Origin of the sequence: Pantoea vagans (genome assembly GCF_001506165.1) — a bacterium.
Classification (GTDB): Bacteria; Pseudomonadota; Gammaproteobacteria; order Enterobacterales; family Enterobacteriaceae; genus Pantoea; species Pantoea vagans_C.
Genome location: NZ_CP011427.1, coordinates 678,888 through 704,705 on the forward strand (window position 1 = coordinate 678,888; position 25,818 = coordinate 704,705).

14 protein-coding genes are annotated in these 25,818 nt (G+C 57.2%); 12 read left to right on the plus strand and 2 right to left on the minus strand.

Going from position 1 to position 25,818, the window contains the following annotated elements; all coding sequences use genetic code 11:
• Positions 1-100: 100 nt before the first annotated feature.
• The 12 genes from LK04_RS03120 (at position 101) to lplT (ending at position 24,199) form a co-directional block, all read left to right on the plus strand.
• Positions 101-2,362 carry a molybdopterin-dependent oxidoreductase gene (locus tag LK04_RS03120; protein WP_039329030.1) on the plus strand — a complete coding sequence of 754 codons (2,262 nt, stop codon included), beginning with the start codon at positions 101-103 and terminating at the stop codon, positions 2,360-2,362.
• A gap of 286 nt (positions 2,363-2,648) precedes the next feature.
• Positions 2,649-4,379, plus strand: a complete 1,731-nt coding sequence (locus tag LK04_RS03125) for a penicillin-binding transpeptidase domain-containing protein (RefSeq protein ID WP_039329031.1) — start codon at positions 2,649-2,651, stop codon at positions 4,377-4,379.
• 425 nt (positions 4,380-4,804) lie between these two features.
• A complete protein-coding gene (locus tag LK04_RS03130; RefSeq protein WP_039329033.1) occupies positions 4,805-4,993 on the plus strand; it encodes a hypothetical protein in 189 nt (62 codons plus the stop codon).
• 277 nt (positions 4,994-5,270) lie between these two features.
• Positions 5,271-6,407 (plus strand): efflux RND transporter periplasmic adaptor subunit, encoded by a 1,137-nt coding sequence (locus LK04_RS03135; RefSeq protein WP_039329035.1) that lies wholly within the window; start codon positions 5,271-5,273, stop codon positions 6,405-6,407.
• Positions 6,408-6,416: 9 nt separating this feature from the next.
• A complete protein-coding gene (locus LK04_RS03140) occupies positions 6,417-9,551 on the plus strand; it encodes an efflux RND transporter permease subunit (RefSeq protein ID WP_039329037.1) in 3,135 nt (1,044 codons plus the stop codon).
• On the plus strand, positions 9,541-10,947 hold the full coding sequence (locus tag LK04_RS03145; protein WP_039329039.1) for an efflux transporter outer membrane subunit: 1,407 nt from the start codon (positions 9,541-9,543) through the stop codon (positions 10,945-10,947). Before LK04_RS03140 ends, LK04_RS03145 begins: the two co-directional genes overlap by 11 nt.
• A 143-nt stretch (positions 10,948-11,090) precedes the next feature.
• Positions 11,091-12,350, plus strand: a complete 1,260-nt coding sequence (locus tag LK04_RS03150) for an MdtA/MuxA family multidrug efflux RND transporter periplasmic adaptor subunit (protein ID WP_039329042.1) — start codon at positions 11,091-11,093, stop codon at positions 12,348-12,350.
• Positions 12,347-15,544, plus strand: a complete 3,198-nt coding sequence (locus LK04_RS03155) for an efflux RND transporter permease subunit (RefSeq protein ID WP_039329043.1) — start codon at positions 12,347-12,349, stop codon at positions 15,542-15,544. The genes LK04_RS03150 and LK04_RS03155 overlap by 4 nt, the downstream gene beginning before the upstream one ends.
• The gene (locus LK04_RS03160; protein WP_039329045.1) at positions 15,541-18,642 is read left to right on the plus strand and encodes an efflux RND transporter permease subunit; all 3,102 of its coding nucleotides are present in this window, start codon (positions 15,541-15,543) and stop codon (positions 18,640-18,642) included. Before LK04_RS03155 ends, LK04_RS03160 begins: the two co-directional genes overlap by 4 nt.
• 3 nt (positions 18,643-18,645) lie before the next feature.
• The gene (locus tag LK04_RS03165) at positions 18,646-20,040 is read left to right on the plus strand and encodes an efflux transporter outer membrane subunit (protein ID WP_039329046.1); all 1,395 of its coding nucleotides are present in this window, start codon (positions 18,646-18,648) and stop codon (positions 20,038-20,040) included.
• 821 nt (positions 20,041-20,861) lie between these two features.
• Positions 20,862-23,012: a bifunctional acyl-ACP--phospholipid O-acyltransferase/long-chain-fatty-acid--ACP ligase gene (gene aas / locus LK04_RS03170; RefSeq protein WP_039333218.1), complete on the plus strand. Its 2,151-nt coding sequence runs from the start codon at positions 20,862-20,864 to the stop codon at positions 23,010-23,012.
• On the plus strand, positions 23,009-24,199 hold the full coding sequence (gene lplT / locus LK04_RS03175) for a lysophospholipid transporter LplT (protein ID WP_039333219.1): 1,191 nt from the start codon (positions 23,009-23,011) through the stop codon (positions 24,197-24,199). The genes aas and lplT overlap by 4 nt, the downstream gene beginning before the upstream one ends.
• Before the next feature lie 161 nt (positions 24,200-24,360).
• On the opposite strand, the gene LK04_RS03180 is transcribed toward lplT, so the two are convergent.
• Both LK04_RS03180 and LK04_RS03185 read right to left on the minus strand, forming a co-directional pair.
• Positions 24,361-25,401 (minus strand): NADP(H)-dependent aldo-keto reductase, encoded by a 1,041-nt coding sequence (locus tag LK04_RS03180; protein ID WP_039333221.1) that lies wholly within the window; start codon positions 25,399-25,401, stop codon positions 24,361-24,363.
• A gap of 143 nt (positions 25,402-25,544) precedes the next feature.
• The gene (locus LK04_RS03185) at positions 25,545-25,763 is read right to left on the minus strand and encodes a YgdI/YgdR family lipoprotein (RefSeq protein ID WP_039333223.1); all 219 of its coding nucleotides are present in this window, start codon (positions 25,761-25,763) and stop codon (positions 25,545-25,547) included.
• Positions 25,764-25,818 lie beyond the last annotated feature (55 nt).

A 25,818-nucleotide genomic window follows, 5' to 3' on the forward strand; every position in this document is an offset into this window, starting at 1 on the left:
AAAGCGCGGAAATTAAGGGGATTCAGCCAGGCTTTAGCCCGGCCGCACCCTCATGTTATGCTGCCACTATTATTCATACCTGCCTGCCGGACCCAAAACCATGAAATCACGCGTGCCGCACCTGGCGCACTGGGGCGCTTTTACTGCTGTTACCGAAAACGATCGCCTCATTGGCTGCGAACCTTTCTTTGCCGATGCCGATCCTTCGCCGATGCTCAATACCATCCCAGAGCTGGTCTATTCGGATAAACGTATTCGCCAGCCGATGGTGCGCCGTTCGTGGCTGAAATCGCGTGAAAACAGTGACCGTACCCTGCGCGGGCGGGAAGACTTTGTGGCGGTGGATTGGGACACCGCGCTGGATCTGGTGGCAGAAGAGAACCGTCGCGTGCGCGATCGTTATGGTGCCTCCGGCATTTTCAACGGCTCTTACGGCTGGTCTTCCGCTGGGCGCGTTAACCACGCCCGTACCCTGATTCGTCGTTTCTATTTCCAGGGCGGCGGTGGGGTTGACCAGCAGGGCAACTACAGCTGGGGCGCCGCGCAGTTCTTCCTGCCCTATGTGATCGGTACATACATGCCGCTCACCGGCCGCGTGACAGACTGGCCTGACGTGGTGGAACACGCCGAAATCTTTATCGCTTTTGGTGGACTGGCGCTGAAAAATGCCCAGGTCGCGTCCGGCGGGGCAGGGCAACACAGCCTGAAACCGGCGCTGGAACAGCTGACCGCCAAGGGTACGCCGATTATCAACATCAGCCCGATGCGCGATGACTGCCCAGCCTTCGTTAATGCAGAGTGGATCCCGATTCGGCCTAACACCGACGTGGCGCTGATGCTGGCGCTCGGTTTCGAGATCACCCGTCGCCAGGCGGTGGATGAAAACTTCCTTGCCAGCCACTGCACCGGTTGGTCGCAGCTGCGCGCCTACCTGCTGGGCGAAAGCGATGGCATCGCCAAAACCCCGGAATGGGCCAGCGATATCACCGGCATTCCGGCGGCACGTATTGCGTTGCTGGCGCAGCAGCTGATCGGTAAACGCAGCTTCATTACTTGCTCCTACTCGGTACAGCGCGCCCATCGTGGCGAGCAGCCGTACTGGATGATGATTGCGCTCTCTTCGATGCTTGGTCAGCCGGGTTTGCCAGGCGGCGGTTTCTCCTTTGGTCACGGCTCGATGAACAGCGTCGGCAATCCGCGCCAGGAAGGGCCGGCGCCAATGATGAGCACCGGACCCAATCCGGGCAATCACTCGATTCCGGTGGCGCGTATCAGCGACATGCTACTCAATCCGGGCCAGCCTTACCGCTTCCAGGGTGAGACCTTGCACTATCCGGATATCCATCTGGTGCACTGGGCGGGCGGCAATCCTTTCCACCATCATCAGCAGCTCAACCGTTTAGTCGAAGGCTGGCAGCGTCCGGATACCGTCATCGTGCAGGACATCGTCTGGACGCCAGCGGCGCAAATGGCCGATATCGTGCTGCCCGCCACCACCACGCTGGAGCGCAACGACATTGGCGGTTCATCGCGTGACCGCTTCGTGTTTGCCATGCATCAGGCGGTCAAACCTCAGCATCAGGCGCGAAATGACTTCGACATCTTTGCCGATATCGCCGATCGCCTCGGCTATCGCGATGTCTTCACCGAAGGGCGCAATGAGATGCAGTGGATTGAGCACCTGTATCAGCAGTGTGCCGTGGCGCATGCGCGTAAAGACATCCACTTCCCAGAGTTTGGTGAGTTTTGGCAGCGTGGCTTTGTCGAGATCCCGGAAGGCGGCAAACCCTATGTGTTTATGGACGATTTCCGCGCTAACCCGACTCAACACCCGATTCAAACTGCCAGCGGCAAAATTGAGCTGTTCTGCCAGACCATTGCCGACTATCAACTGGATGATTTTGCCGGGCATCCCGAGTGGCGTGAGCCGCAGGAGTGGCTAGGTGCGCCCTTGAGTGAGGAATTCCCGCTGCATATGATCTCCATCCAGCCGTCGGATCGCCTGCACAGCCAGATGGATGCCACCGCCACGGTGCAGGCCAATAAAACCGCCGGACGCGAAACGTTGTTTATGCATCCGCAGGATGCGCGTGCGCGAGATATTGCCGATGGCGATGAGATTGAAGTCACCAATACACGAGGACGCATGCTGGCAGGCGCACGTATTACTGACGGCTTAACCCCTGGTGTGGTGATCATCGCCACCGGTGCCTGGTTCGATCCCGGCTTTGGCCAAGCGTGGCAGCCATGGGATCGCGCAGGCAACCCGAATGTGCTGACGCTGGACATCGGCACCTCGTCATTGACGCAGGGACCTAACGCCATGAGTTGCCTGGTGCAAATCAAAAAACATTTGATGTGAATGGTGCGCTAACAATCTCACTGCTGGTTACATTTTGCGGGTAACTGTTGCGTTTGAGAGATGGTCTCCTCATCAGCCACCTTGCTAAAGTCAGGGTCCCAGAGGTATTGATGGGTGAACATCAAAAAGTTTTCTTGATTACACCGACCTGCGCAGATGCGCAGGTTTTTTTTGCCCGCACGTTTCGCTAACGAACTGAAACACAGTTTTCCTGTTATCACTCTCAAGCTTTCTTTATAACTGCAGATAACAAGCTTAGATTCACCCTTTATCGCAGCGGAATGCTATGCCCCCGATTAAAAAATTTCTGGGAAAAGACCAGATTAAAGCCCCATTTAACCCTTTTCGCTTTCGCCTGATTTGTCTGGGTGTCCTTGGCTGCATGGTGCTGCTGCTGATTTTCGTCGGTGACTTGCAACTGATTAAACATCCGATGCTGGAACATGAAGCCGACCAGCGCTCGCTGCGCACTGTCACGCTGCCGACGAACCGCGGTACCTTACTGGATCGTGATGGCCAGGCGCTGGCGCTGAGCGTGCCCGCGCGCGATATCATTGCCGATCCGATGCGTGTGTTAGAAGCCAACCCTGATTTCACCAGCGCCAAATGGGCCTATCTGGCGGCCGCACTCAGCATGCGACCGGAAGAGATCCGTGCACAAATCACCGCCAACCCGAAAAAGCGCTTCCTCTATCTGGGGCGCAAGATTGAGCTGGGTATTGCTAAAGACATCGCTGAACTGCACCTGAAAGGGATCAGTTCGGTGTACAACGACAGCCGCTTCTACCCGATGAGTGAAGCGGCAGCGCCGTTAATCGGCATCGTGGGGGCGGACAGCAATGGTCTGAATGGACTGGAAAAAGGCTTTGATCATGTGTTGCAGGGGGAACCCGGCAAAGAGGTTTATCGTCAGGATGGCGATGGCCATATCATTTCGATGATCGACTACGATCCGCCTAAGCAGCCGCCCACGGTGCAGCTGAGTATCGATAAATTTGACCAGTTCACGCTCTACAGCAAACTGCGCGATGGCGTGCTGTTGAACAAAGCTGACTCGGGTGCGGCGGTGTTGATCAAAATCGATACCGGAGAAATTTTAGGGATGGCGTCATACCCGTCGTTCAACCCTAACAACTACGAAAACGCCACGCCTGCGCAGATGCGCAACACGGCGATCAATGACAGCTATGAACCCGGATCAACGGTGAAACCGCTGGTGGTGCTGGAAGGACTGGAGCGACATTTGATTCGCCCGGATTCGGTGCTGGATACCTCGCCTTATACGGTCAACGGCCACTTGATTCGTGACGTGGGCCACTGGCCGCGCCTCACAGTGACCGGCATCCTGCAGAAATCGAGTGATACCGGAGCGTCCCATATTGCGTTAGCGATGCCCGCTGATGCGCTGGTCAACACCTATCAGGCATTTGGTTTGGGTAAACCGACTGGATTAGGGCTGACTGGCGAAAGCGTGGGCTATTTCCCTGCGCATCGTCAGCGCTGGGCCGATATCGAACGCGCAACCTTTGCCTTTGGCTACGGATTGCGTGTTACGCCGCTGCAAATCGCACGTGAGTACGCCACGCTGGGCAGTTATGGCATCTATCGTCCGCTCTCGATTACCAAAGTGACGCCACCGGTGGTGGGCACGCAGGTGGCGAATCCGGTAACGGCGGAAATTGTTGTTCACATGATGGAGAGTGACGTGCTGCCCGGCGGTTCAGGATTGCGTGCTAACGTGCCGGGCTATCGTCTGGCGACCAAAACCGGTACCGCTGAAAAGATGGGGCCGAGTGGCAAATATGATGGCGGCTATGTCAACTACACCGCAGGCGTGGCTCCCGCCAGCCATCCGGAAGTAGCGCTGGTGGTGATCGTGAACCATCCCACTGCGGGTGACCACTTCGGGGGAACCGTGGCGGCACCGATTTTCGGCAATATCATGGGGCCGGTGCTGAAGCACATGAACATCGCACCTGATGCGATTTACAACAAGCCACCTTCGGATAAATCTTAGTAAAATCAGGATGTAACTGCACAGTCTTGCTTTTCACACCTCGTTGCATTTCGCCGAACTCGGTTGCGATTTGCGGCTGTTCTCTTTCACTGCTTTCGGCGACGATGAAAGTCCCAGAGGTATTGATGGGTGTGATGAGCGGCTGCTGCGGCAGCGATACCTGTCTTCAGGTATTCACCCTGTTCTGTTGCACCGACCCACGCAGATGCGTGGGTTTTTTTTGTCTTAAATTTACCGGCACGCGAACTCGCTCACACCTCTTGTCTGAGTCTTAACACTTCCCCAGCAACATAAAAATATCTCGCCGTGTAACCTATATTCAACGCACCGCGATGCCGCATTCCATTTCGGTTCGCCAGCCCTGGGCCGTGTTGGTAGCACGGTGCTGGGGCGTATTAATTTGTTATTCGTTGAGGACATCAGTGATGCCAAAAACCAAAGACTGCACCCCGAAAGGGGAAGGCCGCTCCTCGGCGTTTCAGTTACGTATTCATCCTGAGTTGCACGAGCAACTGCGCGAAGTCACCGAAGATGACAACATCACCCTGTCATGCTGGCTGAAAGATCTGGCCCGGCGGGAATTGCGCCGTAGAGGGATTGAGCCGAAAGGTTAGCGGCGAGATTTATCACTTGAATGTAGCGGCGCGATTTATCGCGCGTTGTTCACCCAAGAGACACGCCATTCATTGCGCCGCTACCCTTCCGCAATCATCATCAAAAAACCGCAAAAAGCTAAATTCCACAGCCATTTAAGGCACGAAAGGTTTACCATTTTCCTTTGGAAAATATATTTTACGCAACCTTAACAACCCCGCTCGCTTCCGCTCCCTACAATGCCATTTTGAGTCATTACATTCGTGACTATTTCCCTCCTATCGTTAGAGAAAAACTATGCGCCTGAAACTTCTTTCTGCCAGCGTGGTGTTTTTACTGGCAGCCTGCGACCAGGGCGGAGCTAAGCCCGCTGCAACGGCCACTCCCCAAGTGGGGGTGATCACCCTGAAATCTGAGCCTGTCACTTTAGTCACCCAGTTACCTGGCCGTACCACCGCCGTGCGAACCGCACAGGTGCGTCCTCAGGTCAGTGGTGTCATCCAAAAAATTCTTTTCACTGAAGGTGGAGAAGTGAAAGAGGGGCAGCCGCTGTATCAAATCGATCCGGCCACCTACAAAGCCACCTACGACAAAGCGATGGCAACCTGGCAAAACGATGCCATGGTAGCGAAGCGCTACCAACCCTTAGCGGCTGCCCATGCGATCAGTCAGCAAACCTACGATGATGCGGTAGCGGCAGAGCGCGAAGCCAAGGCCGATGTCGAAACCGCCAAAGTGAACCTCGACTACACGCTGGTGAAAGCACCGATTTCGGGCCATATCAGCCGTTCGATTTACACCGCCGGTGCGCTGGTAACCAGTGGGCAGAGTGACTACCTTGCCACCATCACCCAGCTCAACCCGATGTATGTGGATGTCAGTGAGTCGGCCACCGATCTGTTGCGTATGCGCCGGGCGCTCGCCGAAGGCAAGATTGCTAAAGTGGATGACAACACCGCTGCGGTTCGTCTGTCGCTGGAAGATAACAGCCAATACGATCAGCAGGGCAAACTGGCGTTCTCCGAAGTGAACGTCGATACCACCACCGGCACTGTGGTGCTGCGTGCCGTGTTCCCGAATCCACAAAACGAATTGCTGCCGGGGATGTACGTACACGCCAGCTTCCCACAGGGCATCCAGCAGCAGGGCATTTTGCTGCCGCCTGAATCGCTGATGCATGACAGTAAAGGCCAGCCCTATGTCTACGTGGTGAAAAGCGATAACACCATCGACCAGCGCACCATCCAGACCGGTGAAATGGTCAAGGGTGAATGGCTGGTGACGGGCGGCCTGAAGGAAGGTGAAAATGTGGTGGTGAACAACTTACAGGGTGTGCGTAGCGGAGTGAAAGTCACCACTACTGCCGCGAACACCAATGACACCCCGCCAGCCAATGCCGTTAGTCTCTCGATGACTGACGCTGCGGCACAATAAGGGGGCGTCATGTCTAAGTTTTTCATTGAACGCCCAATATTCGCGTGGGTCATCGCGATTATTGTGATGCTGGTGGGTGCTATTGCGGCCATCAGCCTGCCCGTTAACCAGTATCCCAATATCTCGCCGCCAGCGGTGTCGATCTCCGTGACCTATCCAGGCGCGAGCGCCGAAACCACGCAAAATACCGTGGTGCAGGTCATCGAGCAGCAGTTAAACGGTCTGGATGGCCTGCGTTATCTGGAGTCGAGCAGCGCCTCGGACGGCAGTGCGCAGATCATTGCCACCTTTAACCAAGGGATCAACCCGGATATCGCGCAGGTGCAGGTGCAGGACCGCGTCTCACTGGCGGAATCACAGTTACCCAGCACGGTAACCGATCAGGGTATCCGTATCCGTAAGTACCAGAAAAACTTCATGATGGTTATCGGGCTGATCTCCAAAGATGGCAAGCTAACCAACGGCGATTTGGCCGACATGCTGGTATCAAAACTGGAAGACCCGATCTCGCGTACGCCTGGCGTCGGTGACTTCATGGTGCTCGGCTCGGAATACGCCATGCGTATCTGGCTCGATCCGGCCAAGTTGTACAAATACAACCTGATGCCGAGCGATGTCTCGACGGCGATTGATAATCAGAACGTGCAGGTCTCCTCCGGTTCACTCGGCGGTTTGCCAACCATTCAGGGCGCGAAAAGCCAGGCGACGATTCTCGGTAAAACCCGTTTCACCACGGTGAAACAGTTCGAGAACGTGCTGTTGAAGGTCAATACCGATGGTTCACAGGTGCGTCTGAAAGATGTCGCCAGCGTAGCGCTCGGGCCGCAGACCTACGGCATTGATGCCACCATGAACGGCAAACCGGCTGCGGGTATCGCCTTGCGTCTCGCCACCGGGGCGAATGAACTGGATACCGCGAAAGCGGTGCGCCAGACCATTGCCGATCTGAAAGATGCCCTGCCGGATAACGTTGAAATTCAGTATCCGTACGACACTTCTCCGGTGGTCAGTGCTTCGATTGAAGAAGTGGTGAAAACGCTGATCGAAGCGGTCATCCTGGTGTTCTTCGTGATGCTGATCTTCCTGCAGAACCTGCGTGCCACGCTGATCACCACTCTGGTGGTGCCTGTGGTGCTGCTCGGTACCTTTGGCGTGCTGGCGGCATTCGGCTACAGCATCAACACCCTGACGATGTTCGGGATGGTGCTGGCGATAGGCTTGCTGGTGGATGATGCCATCGTGGTGGTGGAAAACGTCGAGCGTGTGATGCATGAAGAGCATCTCGACCCGAAAACCGCCACCATCAAATCGATGCAGCAGATTCAGGGCGCGCTCTTTGGTATCGCGCTGGTGCTGTCAGCGGTGCTGCTGCCGATGGCGTTCTTCTCCGGCTCTACCGGGGTGATCTACCGTCAGTTCTCCATCACCATTGTGTCGGCGATGGCGCTGTCGGTGATCATGGCCTTGATCTTCACCCCTGCGCTCTGCGCCACATTGCTGAAAGCCAGCTCCGCCGAGCATAAAACCACTGGCTTTGCGGGCTGGTTTAACCGCAAGTTTGATAGCGGCGCGATGCACTACACGCGCGGCGTCAGCAAGGTGATTTCCCGTCGCGGCCTGTTCCTGGTGATCTACCTGGTGATCGTCGGCGTGACGGGCTTTTTGTTCACCCGCGTCCCCACCACCTTCCTGCCGGGCGAGGATCAGGGGCTAATGATGGTGCAGATGACGCTGCCGGTGAACTCATCATCCCAGCGTACTCAGCAGGTGATCAACGACCTGAATGATTATCTGCAGAAGAACGAAGCCTCCGTGGTCACCACCACCTTTGGTGTAGCGGGCTTTAACTTTGCCGGTCGCGGTCAAAGTAACGCCATGGCCTTTGTGCGTCTGAAAGACTGGAGCGACCGTACCCACAGCGGGCAAAGCGTGCAGGATTTGGCAAATCGGGTGATGGCGCACTTTGCCAACTATAAGAACGCCAAAATCTTCGCCATGGTGCCGCCTGCGGTGATGGAGTTGGGTAACGCCACCGGTTTCGATCTCTATCTGCAGGATACCGGCGTGCATACCCATCAGCAGATGATGGATGCCACCCACCAGCTGGTGGATCTGGCCAACAAAGATCCGCATCTGACACAGGTGCGCATGAATGGTCTGGAAGATGAACCGCAGTATCAACTGGAAATTAATGACGAGCGCGCCAGTGCGCTTGGCCTCAGTATGACCGACATCAACAACACGCTCTCCGTGGCATGGGGATCGAGTTATATCGATCAGTTCATGTACGGCGGCCGTGTGAAAGAGGTCTATCTGATGGGTAAAGCGGACTCACGCGTGACACCATCCGATCTCAATAAATGGTACTTCCGCAATAGCAGCGGCACCATGGTGCCATTCTCCGCCTTTGCCTCAGGCAAATGGGTGTATGGCTCGCCGCACTTTGAACGCTTTAACGGCTTAACCTCGGAAGAGATCCTTGGATCCCCTGCACCTGGCCAGAGTACCGGCGAAGCGATGAAGGCGGTTGAGCAGTTAGCGAAACAGCTGCCAAAAGGCTTCCGCGTGCAGTGGTACGGCATCTCTTATGAGGAGCAGGCCTCCGGTAACCAGACCACCCAGTTGTACATCATTTCGATTCTGGTGGTGTTCCTGTGTCTGGCGGCATTGTACGAGAGCTGGTCGATTCCGTTCTCGGTGATCATGGTGGTGCCGCTGGGCATCCTCGGCACCATCAGTGCGGTGCTGCTGCGTGGTTTGCAGAACGATGTGTTCTTCCAGGTGGGGCTGCTCACCACGGTGGGGCTGGCGGCGAAAAACGCCATCCTAATCGTCGAGTTCGCCAAAGAGCTGCACGAACGTGAAGGTAAAACGCTGGTAGAAGCGGCGGTGGAGGCGGCCAGGCTGCGTATCCGTCCGATTATCATGACCTCGATGGCGTTTATTCTCGGCGTGTTGCCGCTGACCATTTCCAACGGGGCAGGGGCGGGTAGCCAGCACTCGATTGGTACGGCGGTAGCGGGCGGGATGATCACCGCGACCTTCCTCGCCATCTTCTTTGTACCCATGTTCTATGTGGTGGTGTCGCAGTTCTTCTCCCGTAAGAAAAAAGCATCCGCAGAGGTGACAACTCATGAATCTTAATTCTTTCCGAATGGCGCTGTTACCGCTGGCGATGATGCTGGCGGGTTGTACGCTGGCTCCGCACTACCAGCGTCCGGCGATGCCAGCCGAGACCGTGGGACATTACGATCAGCCCACGGCGGTAGGCAACGTGGCCGATTTGCCGTGGCAGAACTTCTTCACCGATGCCACGCTGCGTAACCTGATTCAGCTGTCACTCGATAACAACCGCGACCTGCGCGTCGCGGCGTTGAATGTGCAGGAAGCACAACAGAGCGTCACGGTGCAGCGCGCCGCGTTGATGCCATCCATCGATGCCACGGCGAGCCAGACCTCGGCGCATGAACCTGGCAACCTCTACAACACCAAAACCACGGGTCCGGTGACCTATCATGAGCTGAATGCTGGGCTTGGGGTGACATCCTGGGAGCTGGACTTCTTCGGCCGTCTGCAAAGCTTGCGCGATCAGGCGCAAGAGCAGTATCTCTCCACCGCCGCCACCGAGCGCGCCACGCGCATCACGCTGATCTCCGAGGTGGCGACGGCCTGGTTGACGCTGGGCTCTGATAACGATCTGCTGCATTTGGCGCAAAACACCGCCAAAAGTCAGCAGGAGTCGTATCGCCTGACGAAACTCAGTTACGACGGCGGCGCCAGCAGCGATCAGGATCTGGCACAGGCAGAGAGTACGGTACGCGCCGCACAAGCAGACGTCGCCAGCTATACGCGCCAGGTGCGTCAGGATGTGGATGCGCTGCGCCTGCTGGTGGGCACCGATTTGCCACCGACACTGCTGTCGCACGCCACGCTGGATGCCAACTGGCAGTTCCCGGCCACGCCGGCTGGATTACCGTCGGATCTGTTAACGCGTCGTCCTGACATCATGGCGGCGGAACACACGCTGAAAGCGGCGAATGCCAACATTGGTGCCGCGCGCGCAGCGTTCTTCCCAAGCATCACGCTCACCGCATCGGGAGGATCGACCAGCAGCTCACTCGGCAATTTACTCAGTGGCGGCACCGGCGCCTGGTCGTTCGTACCATCAATAAATCTGCCGATTTTTGACGGCGGCAAAAACGAGGCTAACCTCAATATCGCGCATATTGAGAAACGCATTGAAATTGCTGATTACGAGAAAGCGATCCAGACCGCGTTCAAAGAGGTGAATGATGCGCTGGCCGGGCAGGATACCTGGCAGGATCAGATGACGGCGCTGCAACAGGAAGTCGGCGCGAATCAGCGTGATTACGACTATTCCGAATTGCGCTTTAAGCAAGGCGTAGACAATTATCTCAATGTATTAGTGGCCCAACGATCGCTTTACAGTTCGCAGCAGTCGCTGATTAGCGCGCATCTGGGTCAGTTGAGCCAGAAAATCACCTTGTATAAAGCACTGGGGGGCGGCTGGAAAGCCTGAGAGTCTTAACATTACCCTTACGGTTTCTCCATGGAAATTCCATGGCACTTCAGTCGATAATACAAGCAGTGATGATTTTCCTTTGAAATAATCCCCTGACTTAACAGGGGATTTTCCTTTTTCCTGTTTATCTGAAGAGTCCGATGACAATTAACTCCCCTCGCAAATCGCGTTTCCGCTGGCTTAAATGGCTGTTTATTTTGATTGTGCTTTTGATTGTCGCGGGCGTGATCTGGCGTGTAGTCGGCGGGCGGGGGGGCATGCCACCGGGAGGCATGCCGCCAGGCGGTGCGCCGGGTGGTAAACATGGTGGCCATCGCGGCGGTGCCGGTGGGCCGCCGGGCATGGCAATGATGATGGGCGGCGCCACCCTGGTGCACAGTGGTGTGGCGAGCACCGCCGATGTGCCGGTCTATCTCAATGCGCTCGGTACAGTGATCCCCAATGCCAGCGTCACCGTGACCAGCCGCGTGGCCGGTCAACTGGAGAAAGTGTTCTTTACTGAAGGCCAGAAGGTTGCCGCTGGACAACTGTTGGCGCAGATCGATCCGCGTAGCTATCAGGCCACGCTGGCGCAGTATCAGGGCGATCTCAATCAAAATCAGGCGCTGCTGAAAAGCGCGGAACTGACGCTGGCGCGCTACAAAAAGCTGGCCGCGCAGGACTCCTTGTCGCGCCAGGATCTCGACACGCAAACCGCGACTGTCGGCCAGTACAAAGGGGCGGTGGCGGCGGACCAGGCGCAGATCGCCAGCGCTAAGCTGGATATCGAATATGCACGTATCACTTCTCCGGTCAGCGGTCGCGTCGGTCTGCGTCTGGTCGATCCGGGCAATATGGTGCAAACCACCGATACCACCGGCATTGTGGTGGTGACTCAGATGCAGCCTGCCGCCGTGACCTTTAGCGTGCCGCAAAGTAATATCCCTCAGCTGACTAAAGCCCTGCACAACGGTCAGAGTCTGCCCGCTGTCGCCTTTGACCAAGACAACAGCACTCAACTGGCAGAGGGAGCGGTGCAGTTTATCAGCAACCAAATTGATACCAGCACCGGCACCATTGAGCTGAAAGCGTCATTCCCTAACGAGGATGAGTCGCTGTTTGCTAACCAGTTCGTCAACCTGCGCCTGCAAACCAACGTGCTGAAAAATGCCACGGTGATCCCTGCTCAGGCGCTGCAACTCAGCAGCGATGGCAGCTTTGTGTTTGTGATTGGCAAAGACAACACCGTGACACGCAAAGCGGTCACCACCGGTCCTGCGTTTGGCGAAGACCAGCAGGCGATCCTTAAAGGCGTAGAGCCGGGCGATCGTCTGGTGACGGAGGGCATCGATCGTCTAACCAACGGCAGTAAAGTCTCTCTGGCCGATGACAGCAAAACTGCCGCAGCGGCCAAAAAATGAATCCGTCTCGTCTCTTTATTCAGCGTCCCGTTGCCACCATTTTGCTGATGGTTGGCGTGCTGATCTCCGGGATCTTTGCCTACAAATTCCTCTCCACCTCGGCGCTGCCGCAGGTGGATTACCCGACGATTCAGGTCACCACGCTCTATCCTGGTGCCAGCCCCGATGTGATGGCGTCTTCGGTGACATCACCGCTGGAGCGCCAACTTGGTCAGATGGCCGGGTTAAGCCAGATGACCTCCACCAGCTCGGGTGGCTCATCGATCATCACCCTTAAGTTCAGCCTCGATTTGTCGCTGGACGTCGCCGAGCAGGAAGTACAGGCGGCGATCAATGCCGCCAATAACCTGCTGCCGAGTGACTTGCCGAACCCGCCGACCTACAAGAAGGTCAACCCGGCGGACACGGCAGTGATCACGCTGGCGGCCAGTTCCGACAATCTGCCGCTGACGCAGGTGCAGGATCTGGTCAATACCCGCGTGGCGCTCAAGCTGTCGCAAATTAACGGCGTGGGCATGGTGACGCTGGCGGGTGGACATCAACCGGCGATTCGTGTGCAGATGGACCCCAAAGCGCTGGCAGCACACAACCTGACGCTGGAAGACGTCAACACCTTGATCAGCAATAGCAACGTCAACGGCTCGAAAGGTGGCTTTGATGGTAAATACCATTCGGTCACCATTGATGCCAACGATCAGCTGCGCACCGCCGACGAGTACGGCAATCTGATCATCACTTATCAGAACGGTGCCGCACTGCGCCTGAAAGATATCGCCCATATCGAACAGGGCCCGGAAAACACCTTCCAGTCTGCATGGGCGAACAACAGCCCGGCGATTGTCATCAGCGTACAGCGTCAGCCTGGCGCCAATGTGATTCAGGTGGTGGATGGCATCAAAGCGCAGCTGCCAACCTTGCAGGCGGCACTGCCCGATGGCGTGAAGATGACGATTTTGTCGGACCGCACCCAAACCATTCGCGCCTCGATCAGTGACGTGCAGTTTGAGCTGATGCTGTCGGTGGCGCTGGTGGTGATGGTGACCTTCCTGTTCCTGCGTAACGTGGCGGCGACGCTGATCCCCAGCGTGGCGGTACCGCTGTCGCTGATTGGTACCTTCGGCGTGATGTATCTGGCCGATTTCAGCCTGAATAACCTGTCACTGATGGCCCTGACCATCGCCACCGGCTTTGTTATCGACGATGCCATCGTGGTGGTGGAAAACATCTCGCGGCGGCTGGAAGAGGGCGAAACGCCGATGCAGGCGGCGCTAAAAGGCTCCCAGCAGATTGGCTTTACTATCATCTCCCTGACGTTCTCGCTGATTGCCGTACTGATCCCGCTGCTGTTTATGGGCGATGTGGTCGGGCGCTTATTCCGTGAGTTTGCCATTACCCTGGCGGTATCGATTTTGGTGTCGATGGTGGTGTCACTGACGCTGACGCCGATGCTGTGTGCCTATCTGTTGCAGCACATCCCGGAAGAGAAGCAGTCACGCTTCTCACGTAAGGGCGGGGAGGTGTTCGATAAGCTGGTGCGCGGTTACGATCGCCTGCTCACGGTGGTGTTGAACCACCAAAAGCTGACGCTGCTGGTAGCGCTGGCGACCTTTGCACTGACGGCGCTGCTGTATATCGCCATCCCCAAAGGCTTCTTCCCGACGCAGGACACCGGCCTGATCCAGGGCGTGACCGTGGCGTCGCAGGATGTCTCGTTCAGCGAGATGTCTAAGCGCCAGCAAGCGCTGGCGAAAGTGATTTTGCAGAATCCATCCGTGGACAGCTTGTCCTCGACCATTGGTATCGACGGTAGTAATACCAGCCTCAACAGCGGGCGCATCCAGATCAACCTTAAGTCGTTTGATCAGCGTGATGATAAAGCCGATGTGGTGATCAAGCAGCTACAGCAGGCAGCAGAGCAGGTTGCAGGTATTCAGCTTTATCTGCAACCGGCACAGGATTTGACGGTGAACGATCAGGTCACCCCGAGTCAGTATCAGTTTACCCTCGATGATGCCGACAGTGAAAATCTGGTGAGCTGGACGCCGAAGATGATCGCCGCCTTGCAGAAGCGCCCGGAATTTAACGGTGTGGTCAGCAACCTGCAAGACCAGGGCCGTGTGGCCTATGTGGAACTCAATCGCGACAAGGCTGCACGCTACGGTATTACGGCATCAGACGTGGATACCGCACTTTACAACAGCTTCGGTCAGCGTCTGGTCTCTACCATCTTTACCCAGGCGAACCAGTATCGCGTGGTGCTGGAAGTGGCACCGCAGTATCAGCAGTCACCGGCCTCGTTTGATGATGTGTATCTGCCGGTGACCAGCAGTTCATCAACCAGCAGCACGACCAGCAGTTCGTCGAGCAGCAGCTCTTCCTCTTCATCGGATAGCAGTACCACGTCGGACACCACCACAACGGGCATGGTGAAACTCACCTCGATCGCCACCATCCACGAACGCACCGGATCGCTGATGCATATGCGCCTGAATCAGTTCCCGGCGGTGATGGTGTCATTCAATCTCAACAAAGGTTACTCGCTGGAAGATGGTCAGAAAGCCATTGCCGAGGTGACGCAGCAGCTCAATTTGCCATCCAGTATTACGCTGCGCTACCAGGGGGAAACCTCGGCGTTCCAGAGCGCGACGGGCAATACCCTGTGGCTGATTCTGGCGGCGTTGATCACCATGTATGTGGTGTTGGGCATCCTGTATGAGAGCTTTATTCATCCGGTGACGATTCTTTCCACGCTGCCTTCAGCGGCGGTGGGGGCGCTGCTCACGCTGTTGCTGGCGGGTAGCGAATTCAGCCTGATTGCGTTAATCGGGGTGATCCTGCTGATCGGTATCGTGAAAAAGAACGCGATTATGATGATCGACTTCGCGCTGGAGGCCGAAAACAAACAGGGCATGAGCGCGCGTGATGCGATTCATCAGGCCTGTTTACTGCGTTTCCGTCCGATTCTGATGACCACCATGGCGGCATTATTAGGTGCGCTGCCATTGATGCTGGCGTCGGGTTCCGGTGCCGAGTTGCGTCAGCCGCTGGGCCTGGTGATTGTCGGCGGGCTGATTGTCAGCCAGGTGCTGACGCTGTTCTCTACGCCGGTGATCTACCTGTGGTTTGATGGTATTGCGCAGCGTGGCAAGCGTTATATGCAACGCAAGCAGCAGCAGGTGCGAGACGAGCAATGAATTTAACCCGGTTGTTTATCTTCCGCCCGGTCGCCACGCTGCTGCTGACACTGGCGATCATGCTGCTCGGCGTATTGGGCTATCGGCTGCTGCCGGTGGCGCCGCTGCCGCAGGTGGATTTCCCCACCATCATGGTCAGCGCCAGTTTAGCGGGTGCCAGCCCGGAAACCATGGCGGCCACGGTCGCCACCCCGCTGGAACGTTCGCTGGGGCAGATTGCCGGCGTCACGGAGATGACCTCGAGCAGTTCGCAGGGCTCCACCACGGTGATTTTGCAGTTTGACCTCGACCGCGATATTAATGGCGCGGCGCGCGATGTGCAGGCGGCGATCAATGCCGCACGCAGCCTGCTGCCGAGTTCGATGGAATCACTGCCGACCTACCGCAAAGCCAACCCGTCCGATGCGCCGATTGTGATGCTGGCGCTGACGTCGGCCACGCGCACGCCGGGTGAACTCTACGACCTCGCCGAAAGTAAAATCGAGCAGGCGATGGGGCAGGTCAAAGGCGTGGGTGAAGTGTCGCTGATGGGCAGTGCCTTGCCAGCGGTGCGCATCGATCTGCAACCGCTCAAGCTGACGCAATACGGTATTTCACTGGATACAGTGCGCGAAGCGATTGCCAACAGCACCACCAACAAACCCAAGGGCATTCTGCAAGGCAGCAGTCAGTCATGGGTGGTGGACAGCAATGGTCAGTTAGACAAAGCGGCACAGTATCAGAACCTAATCGTCAGCTATAAAGATGGCAAAGCGGTGCGTTTGCATGATGTCGCCACCGTCTACGACTCAGTCGAGGATCAGTATCAGGCGGGCTTCCTGAACTCAATGCCGTCGGTGATGGTGGGGATTAAGCGCCAGGCCGGTGCCAATATGCTCGACACCATTGATGCCATCAAAGCGCAGTTACCGGCGCTGGAGAAGGATCTGCCGGCCGATACCCAACTGAAAGTGGTGGTGGACCGCTCGCCCACGGTACGTGAATCCCTTTACGACACCGAAGAGACTTTGCTGATTGCCATGCTGCTGGTGATCGCCGTGGTGTTTGTGTTCCTGCGCAACGTGCAGGCGGTGGTGATCCCGGCGCTGGCGTTGCCGGTGTCGTTGATTGGCACCTGCGCCTTTATGTATCTGCTGGGCTATAGCCTCGATAACCTGTCATTGATGGCGCTGATTATTGCCACCGGCTTTGTGGTGGATGACGCCATCGTGGTGCTGGAGAACATTACCCGCCATATCGAAGAGGGCTTGAGTCCACTGCGCGCGGCGCTGAAGGGCGCGCAGGAGGTGAGTTTCACCGTGCTCTCCATGACCATGTCATTAGTGGCGGTGTTTATTCCGATCTTGCTGATGGGCAGTATTGTTGGGCGGTTGTTCCGCGAATTTGCCGTGACGCTGACCATCTCGCTGCTGATCTCGATGTTCGTCTCGCTCAGCCTGACGCCGATGCTGTGTGCGCGTCTGCTGAAGCCCAAACCGAAAGTGAGTAAACGCCCGCACCCGCTCTACCAGTTTATCGAAAACCAGTTGAACGGATTACTGGCGGCCTATTCGCGTGGTCTGGCGTGGGTGATGGCACACCAGAAAATCACCATGTTCAGCCTGGTGCTGACGGTGTTGCTCAATCTGTTCCTGTTCTCTGTGGTGCAGAAAGGCTTCTTCCCCAATCAGGATACCGGCCTACTGATGGGTGCACTGCGCGCCGACCAGAACATCTCGTTCCAGGCGATGAAGCCGAAGATGCTGGAGTTCACCAAAATCATCCAGTCCGATCCGGCGGTCGAGAGTGTGATGTCGTCGATGGGCAGCGGTATGTTTGGCTCGCGCAACAGCGCCAACTTCTTTGTGCGCCTGAAAGATTTCAGCGATCGTGATGCCACCGCCACCGAAGTGGCGAACCGCCTGAGTATGAAGACCAGTCATATTGCCGGTGCGCAGATGTTCCTGATGGCCGCGCAGGATCTGCATATTGGTGGGCGCAGTGCCAACGCCACCTATCAATACAGCTTGCAGGCGGACGATCTGGATGTGCTGCGTGAGTGGACGCCTAAAGTGCAGGCGGCGCTGGCGGCGATCCCACAGCTCAACAGTGTGGATTCCGACTCACAAACCGGTGGGCAGGAAGTGGTGATCAATATCGATCGCGACCGCGCCAAACGTCTGGGGGTGAATGTGCAGATGCTGGATACCATGCTCAACAACGCCTTTAGCCAGCGTCAGGTGGCCACGCTCTACCACACGCTGAATCAGTATCACGTGGTGATGTCGTTGCAGAGCAGCTACACCCGCGATCCGGAGATACTCAAAGAGCTTTACGTGATCAATGACAGCGGCGATCGTGTGCCGCTCTCCGCGTTTGCCAGCTTTGTGGGCGGTAATGCACCGCTGTCGGTGGCGCATCAGGGCCAGTCGGCGACCAGCACGGTGGCGTTTAACCTCAACGATGGCGTGTCACTGGAGCAGGCGCAGGCACTGATCAAACAGGCGATGGCGCAACTCGGTCTGCCATCCACCATTCAGGCTGGCTTCGCGGGTACGGCGGCGGCCTTCGCCCAGCTCACCGCCACCATGCCTTGGCTGATTCTGGCGGCGCTGGCAGCGGTGTATATCGTGCTGGGCGTGCTATATGAGAGCTATATCCACCCGATTACCATTCTCTCGACGCTGCCGTCGGCGGGGGTGGGCGCACTGCTGCTGCTGTTGCTCACCAACACCCAACTGACGGTGATCGCGCTGATTGGCATTATTCTGCTGATCGGTATCGTGAAGAAGAACGCCATCATGATGATCGACTTTGCGATCCACGCTGAGCGCACTAAAGGCATGTCGCCGCAGCAGGCGATCACTCAGGCCTGTTTAATGCGCTTCCGCCCGATCATGATGACCACGCTGGCCGCTTTTTTTGGTGCCTTGCCATTGGCGTTGGGCAGCGGCGGCGATGCCGATTTACGCAGCCCGCTCGGGCTGGCGATTGCCGGCGGTTTGGCGTTGAGCCAGCTGCTGACGCTGTTTACTACGCCAGTGGTTTATCTCTGGCTTGATCGTTTAAGCCGTGCCACCAAACGTCAGTGGCAGCGGATGCGCCATGTGGAATCCTGATAGATGAAAATGTCTCTAAAATTGACGCCAATCGTGATGGCGCTGCTGTTGGCGGGTTGTGCTGTTGGCCCTGATTATCAACGCCCCACGATGGCGATGCCAACCCACTTTAAAGAGGCCAAAGGCTGGCAGCAGGCCACGCCGCAGGATGCGCAAAGCAAGGGGGAATGGTGGCTGGTGTATCACGACGATACCCTTAGCAGTCTGCTGAGCCAGGTGAGCATCTCCAACCAAAACGTGGCCAGCTATGCGGCACAGTACCGTGAAGCCCAGGCGCTGACGTCGCAGTCACGCGCCGCGCTGTTCCCTTCGGTGAGTTACGATGCCAGCAGCACACGCAGCGGCAGCCGTTCCAGCGCCACCGGGCAGCGCAGCGTCAGCAACGCGCACGCCGCCGATCTCAGCGCCAGCTGGGAACTGGATTTGTGGGGCAAGCTGCGCCGTACGCTGGAAGAGAACAAAGCCAGCGCCCAAGCGAGTAAGGCCGAGCTGGCGAATATCACGCTCAGTGCCCAATCGGAGCTGGCGCAGGACTACTTCCAGCTGCGTATTCTCGACGAAAAAATTGCCTTGTATCAGCGCAGCATCGACGCCTACCAGCGTTATCTGACGGTGATTCAGAATAAGTATTCAGCGGGCAGTGAATCACGTGCCACGCTGGCACAGGCGCAGATGCAGTTGGAAAGCGCGCGTGCCACGGCGCAGGATTATCAGTGGCAGCGCGCGCAGTCAGAGCACGCCATTGCGCTGCTGCTGGGGCGTGCGCCTGCTGATTTCTCCCTGCCGGTGGCGAAGCTGAACGCCACGCTGCCCGCCATTCCCAACAGCCTGCCTTCGGCATTACTACAGCGTCGGCCGGATATCGCCTATGCCGAGCGTAACGTTGCCGCCGCCAATGCTGCAGTCGGCGTAGCGATTGCCGGTTACTACCCGGACCTGACGTTAAGCGCCAGCGGCGGCGTCAGTTCGTCGGCGATCAACAGCCTGTTCTCGCTGCCGAATCGCGTCTGGTCGTTAGGGCCAGAGCTGAGTGGCACGCTGCTGGACTTCGGGGCTACTTCCGCCAAAGTGGAGCAGGCGCGCGCCGCCTATGACGCCAGCGTGGCGGATTACCGCCAGTCGGTGCTCACCGCGATGGGTGAAGTGGAAGATTATCTGGTGCAGCTGAATACGCTGCAGGGCGAGATCGCGTCGCAGCAGTTAGCCACCACAGCCGCGCAAGAGTCGGCGCGGGTCACGCGCAATCAGTATGATGCCGGGATGATTGATTATCTCGACGTCGCGACCACCGAAAACAGCAGCCTGACCGAGCAGCAGAGCCTGTTATCGTTGCAGAGCACGCAGTGGGTGAGCAGCGTGGAGCTGATTGCCGCGCTGGGCGGCGGCTGGCAGGGGTAATTTTTTTAGAACGGCGTAATCATTCGGCAGGTCGCTATCAATGGCGTCATGCTTGTCTGTTAAGGACTGACGATAACGCCATCAATGGCGTCATGCTTGTCTGTTAAGGACTGACGATAACGCCCTCAATGGCGTCATGCTTGTCTGCTAAGCGACCGACTATAACGCCGTCTGGGGCCGCACCGGGGCCGGCGGTCCTCGCGCCGCTACGCGGTACCTTCACTTCACTCGTCTGCCTTACGGGCCGGTGCCGATGGAACATCCATGTTCCAGCGCCACCTTTCGCCCGCGTCCTGCGGGCTCTCCTGGCATACTCACGCCGTTCAGCGCTGCGGATGCCTGCCCCGGTGCGGCCCCAGACGGCTCATTAGCTTCAGTGCGTGTTGTTAAAAAGGGCACATTGCCTGAGGCCATGACGCCTCTGCTGCCCCCTCAGGGTTATCCGCAGCGCTGAGACTTTTACGTTGGGCCAGGAGCCCCACGCGGGGAGGCGTGGGGCAGTTCGCGGCCGACCATGGATGGTCATCCGCGAACGGTCCGGCACGACGTGGAAGTCGAAGGTACCGCTTCAGCGGCGCGAGGACGGCCCAGAGGGGGCAGTAGTGGCGGCAGAGCCCGCACTGAATAGACAGGCCACTTATGAATAAGCAGCCTGAGTGCTTAACTGACGAGCATGGCGGCATAAATGGCGGCTCTACAAAGCCCTGGGGAGCGCATTGATGCGCACCTGAATTCATCACGATAAATCACCGCGCTACTTGTCGAAAATCGCCAGATCCTGCAAGGTAAGAGCCATTTTTTACCGCTGCTAAGGAGTTGGCATGCTATTCACTGTTCTGCGTTTCCTCTTCCGCCTGTTATGGCGGATAGAACTGCGTGGCGATCTCACCGCTCTGCATAAAGAAAAAGTGCTGATCACCCCCAACCACATGTCATTCCTGGATGGCGTGCTGGTGGCCCTGTTCCTGCCGATCAAACCGGTGTTCGCCGTCTATTCGTCGATCAGCGATCAGTGGTTTATGCGCCTCCTCAAGCCGATCATCGATTTTGTGCCCCTCGATCCCACCAAACCGATGTCGATCAAACATCTGGTGCGCATGATCAACGAAGGCCGTCCGGTGGTAATCTTCCCGGAAGGGCGTATCACCGTCACCGGCTCACTGATGAAAATCTACAGCGGTGCGGGCTTTGTGGCGGCGAAATCCGGCGCCACCGTGGTGCCGATGCGCATTGAGGGCGCGGAATACACGCCGTTTGGTCGCCTGGCGGGCGTGTTCAAGCGTCGCCTGTTCCCGCGCATCACCTTAAGCGTATTGCCCGCCACCATTATCCCGATGCCTGAAGCCAAACGCGCGCGCGATCGTCGCCAGCTGGCGGGTGAGCATTTACATCATGTGATGATGGAAGCGCGTATGGCGGTGCGTCCTCGTGAAACACTGTTTGAGGCGTTTCTCAATGCACGTCAGCGCTATGGCCTGACCAAGTCGTGCATCGAAGACATCAATTTCAAGCCGGACAGCTACACCGGACTGCTGAAAAAGTCGCTGGGTGTGGGGCGTATACTTGAGCGTTACAGCCAGCAGGGCGAATATGTTGGCTTGCTGCTGCCGAATGCCACCGTGACAGCGGCAGCGATTCTGGGTGCCTCGCTGCGCGGACGCATTCCGGCGATGCTCAACTACACCGCAGGCGTGAACGGCATGCGTGCAGCGCTGACCGCTTCACAGGTGAAAACCGTCTTCACCTCACGTCAGTTCCTCGAAAAGGGCAACTTGTGGCATCTGCCGCAGGGGCTCACGGAAGTGCAGTGGATCTACCTGGAAGACCTGAAAGACACCGTCACCCTCAAAGACAAGCTGTGGATTGTGGCGCACTTGCTGATGCCACGCCGTGCGCAGGTCCCGCAGCAGCCGGAAGACGCCGCGATGGTGCTGTTCACCTCGGGATCGGAAGGCAATCCTAAAGGCGTGGTGCACTCGCATAAAAGCCTGCTGGCCAACGTTGAACAGATCCGTACCGTGGCGGACTTCACCCCGCGTGACCGCTTTATGTCGGCGTTGCCGCTGTTCCATGCCTTTGGCCTGACAGTTGGCCTGTTCACGCCGCTGCTGACCGGCGCACAGGTGTTTCTCTATCCGAGTCCGCTGCATTACCGCATCGTGCCGGAGCTGGTGTATGACCGTAACTGCACCGTGCTGTTTGGTACCTCGACCTTCCTCGGCAACTATGCGCGCTTTGCCAACCCGTATGATTTTGCGCGACTGCGCTACGTGGTGGCGGGAGCTGAAAAGTTGCAGGAAGGCACACGCCAGATCTATATGGAGAAGTACGGCATTCGCATCCTTGAAGGTTATGGCGTCACCGAGTGCGCACCCGTGGTGGCAATCAACGTACCAATGGCGGCGAAAACGCACACCGTGGGGCGAATCCTGCCGGGTATGGATTCGCGCCTGATTTCGGTGCCGGGCATTGAGCAGGGCGGTCGCCTGCAACTGCGCGGGCCAAACGTGATGAACGGCTACCTACGCGTCGAGAATCCGGGCGTGCTGGAGAAGCCAGTGGCGGATAACGGCGAAGGCGAGATGGAGCCGGGTTGGTACGATACCGGCGATATCGTCAGCTTCGATGAGGGCGGTTTCTGCCAGATTCAGGGCCGAGCTAAGCGCTTTGCTAAAATCGCCGGTGAGATGGTGTCACTGGAGAGCGTCGAGCAGATTGCCCTGAAAGCCTCCGGCGACAAACAGCATGCAGCTTCGTTGCGTCCGGACGGTCATCGCGGTGAAGCCTTGGTGCTGTTTACTACTGACACCGAGTTGAGCCGCGATCGGCTGCTCAAAGCCGCACGTGACATTGGCGCGCCAGAACTCGCGGTGCCGCGTGACATCCGCTTTATGAAACAGCTGCCGCAGCTCGGCAGTGGCAAACCAGACTACGTCAGCCTGAAACAGCTGGCCGGAGAGGAACAGGCATGAGCCAGGCAGTTAACCCGGATTCACCTTTGCTGTCACGCAACATGATGGCGGTGATTGTGGCACAGTTTTTCTCGGCCTTTGGCGACAATGCGCTGCTGTTTGCCACCCTGGCGGTACTGAAAAGCCAGCTCTATCCCGACTGGAGCCAGCCAATATTACAGATGATGTTTGTGGCCACTTACATCGTGCTCGCGCCTTTTGTCGGCCAGATGGCAGACAGCTTTGCCAAAGGGCGGGTGATGATGTTCGCCAACAGCTTAAAGCTGCTGGGGGCACTGATTATCTGTTTTGGGTTTAACCCGTTCCTCGGCTACACGCTGGTGGGCATCGGCGCGGCGTCCTATTCGCCAGCCAAATACGGCATCCTGACCGAGATCACCAGCGGTGAGCGACTGGTCAAGGCCAATGGGCTGATGGAGTCATCGACCATTGCGGCCATCCTGCTCGGTTCAGTGGCGGGCGGGATTCTCGCTGACTGGAATCTGCTGGCGGCACTGATTGTGTGTGCACTCACTTACGCGCTGGCGGTTGTGGCGAATATCTTTATTCCTAAGCTGCTGGCGGCGCGACCCGGGCAAAGCTGGCACTTCGCTGCGATGCTGCGCAGCTTCGCGGATTCGGGTTTGCTGCTGTGGCGCAACGGAGAAACACGTTTCTCGCTGCTCGGCACCAGTATGTTCTGGGGGGCAGGGGTAACGCTGCGTTTTCTGCTGGTGCTGTGGGTGCCGGTGGCGCTCGGCATCACCGACAATAAAACGCCGACAACCCTCAATGCCATGGTGGCGATTGGTATCGTGATCGGGGCGGCCGCAGCGGCAAAACTGGTCACGCTGCAGACCGTGCGCCGCTGTATGCCCGCAGGGATATTGATCGGCGTGATGGTGGTGGTGTTCTCACTGCAAGCCAGCCTGCTCAACGCCTACCTGGTGCTGATGGTGATTGGTGCGCTGGGCGGTTTCTTCGTGGTGCCACTCAATGCATTGCTGCAGGAGCGCGGCAAAGATTCTGTCGGCGCGGGAAATGCCATAGCGGTGCAGAATTTCGGTGAAAACATCGCGATGTTGGTGATGCTGGGACTGTACACCATCGCGATTAAGCTGGGCGCGCCAGCCGTGGCAACCGGTATCGGTTTCGGCGCGATTTTTGCGGTGGCAATTGCGCTGCTGTGGTGGAAATCGCGGCGTTAACCGGTGCGGAATTCAACCAGGTCGCCATCAATGGCGACCCTACAATATCGATCGCGTTAATGCGCAAACCGGGCACATGGGTAACAGAAAACGCCAGTCAGTTGTAAGGTGCGCATTTATGCGCACCAGGTCAAAAAACGCAACCAATATGCAAATAGAAATTAAGGTGCAGGGTACGTATATTGGCGATGAATCGCTTCCAGTTCCTCTAACACCTCGGCGGTCAGCGTCAGGTTGAAACTCTCCACGTTAATCTTCAGCTGTTCCATCGTCGTTGCGCCCAACAGGGTGCTGGCGACAAACGGCTGCTGACGCACATAGGCCAGTGCCATCTGCGAAGGATCCAGATTGTGCTTTTTGGCTAATTCCACGTAAGCGGCAATCGCCTGGTTCGATTGCTCACCGCTGTAGCGGGTAAAGCGGCTGAACAGGGTGTTACGCGCGCCTGCAGGTTTTGCACCATTGAGATACTTGCCGCTTAAGGTACCAAACGCCAGGCTGGAGTAGGCCAGCAGCTCAACACCTTCATGCTGGCTGATCTCAGCCAGGCCAACTTCAAAGCTGCGGTTCAACAAGCTGTACGGGTTCTGGATGGTGACGATACGCGGTAGCTCATGCTTTTCCGCCAGTTGCAGATAGCGCATCACGCCCCAGGCGGTTTCATTTGAGACGCCAATATAGCGGATCTTACCGGCACGTACTTGCTCGGTCAGCGCTTCCAGCGTCTCCAGCAGCGTGACAGGCACCGAATTCTCGGTGTACTGATAACCCAGCTTGCCGAAGAAATTGGTCTGGCGTTGCGGCCAGTGCAGCTGATAGAGGTCGAGGTAATCGGTATTGAGACGTTTCAGGCTGGCATCCAAGGCTTCGCGGATGTTTTTGCGATCCAGTGCCTGATGTGGGCGGATCGACGCATCTGCGCCGCGCACCGGCCCAGCCACTTTGCTCGCCAGAATGATTTTGTCGCGGCTGCCGCGCTTTTTGAGCCAGCTGCCGATGTACTGTTCAGTTAATCCCTGAGTTTCCGGGCGCGGCGGCACCGGATACATTTCAGCAGTATCAATCAGGTTGATACCGCTGCTAATCGCGTAATCCAGTTGCGCGTGGGCGTCGGCTTCGCTGTTTTGCTCACCAAACGTCATGGTTCCTAATCCCAGTTGGCTGACTTCCAGCGTACTGTGGGGGATGCGGTGATAATGCATTGCCGGCTTCCTTTTTTCATTATGAAATGGAATGTTGTGTCCTCTGGGACTATAGCCTGTGAAGCAGCGCGGAAGGAAGGGGGGAAAGTTCGGGAAATCGCCTGCACAGGGGGAAAAGTTGTGCAGGCGATGGAATTTGGCACTTAACGCTCAATGATGGTGGAAACCTCGTCACCATTGATCTGCATTTCATGACCTTGCTCATCGGTGTACTGCACCAGACCGGTCTCTTTATCGATGGACGGCTTACCATCGGTCTGAATCATGCGACCATCTTTGGTCGCCATCACATAATTACTGCTGCAACCGCTTAACGTCAGCGCGACCAGCATCAATCCGACTGCACTTACCAACCCTTTCATTCTTATCTCCCTCAACCTACTTCAACTGCAAAAGTGTAGTAATAAATGCTTTTGC

Bases quoted from the DNA above. Each gene is read 5' to 3' on its own strand.
- aas (WP_039333218.1), top strand. From the start codon at position 20,862: ATGCTATTCACTGTTCTGCGTTTCCTCTTCCGCCTGTTATGGCGGATA.
- LK04_RS03160 (WP_039329045.1), top strand. From the start codon at position 15,541: ATGAATTTAACCCGGTTGTTTATCTTCCGCCCGGTCGCCACGCTGCTG.
- LK04_RS03150 (WP_039329042.1), top strand. From the start codon at position 11,091: ATGACAATTAACTCCCCTCGCAAATCGCGTTTCCGCTGGCTTAAATGG.
- LK04_RS03165 (WP_039329046.1), top strand. From the start codon at position 18,646: ATGAAAATGTCTCTAAAATTGACGCCAATCGTGATGGCGCTGCTGTTG.
- LK04_RS03125 (WP_039329031.1), top strand. From the start codon at position 2,649: ATGCCCCCGATTAAAAAATTTCTGGGAAAAGACCAGATTAAAGCCCCA.
- LK04_RS03130 (WP_039329033.1), top strand. From the start codon at position 4,805: ATGCCAAAAACCAAAGACTGCACCCCGAAAGGGGAAGGCCGCTCCTCG.
- LK04_RS03120 (WP_039329030.1), top strand. From the start codon at position 101: ATGAAATCACGCGTGCCGCACCTGGCGCACTGGGGCGCTTTTACTGCT.
- LK04_RS03145 (WP_039329039.1), top strand. From the start codon at position 9,541: ATGAATCTTAATTCTTTCCGAATGGCGCTGTTACCGCTGGCGATGATG.
- LK04_RS03185 (WP_039333223.1), bottom strand. From the start codon at position 25,763: ATGAAAGGGTTGGTAAGTGCAGTCGGATTGATGCTGGTCGCGCTGACG.
- LK04_RS03140 (WP_039329037.1), top strand. From the start codon at position 6,417: ATGTCTAAGTTTTTCATTGAACGCCCAATATTCGCGTGGGTCATCGCG.
- LK04_RS03135 (WP_039329035.1), top strand. From the start codon at position 5,271: ATGCGCCTGAAACTTCTTTCTGCCAGCGTGGTGTTTTTACTGGCAGCC.
- lplT (WP_039333219.1), top strand. From the start codon at position 23,009: ATGAGCCAGGCAGTTAACCCGGATTCACCTTTGCTGTCACGCAACATG.
- LK04_RS03180 (WP_039333221.1), bottom strand. From the start codon at position 25,401: ATGCATTATCACCGCATCCCCCACAGTACGCTGGAAGTCAGCCAACTG.
- LK04_RS03155 (WP_039329043.1), top strand. From the start codon at position 12,347: ATGAATCCGTCTCGTCTCTTTATTCAGCGTCCCGTTGCCACCATTTTG.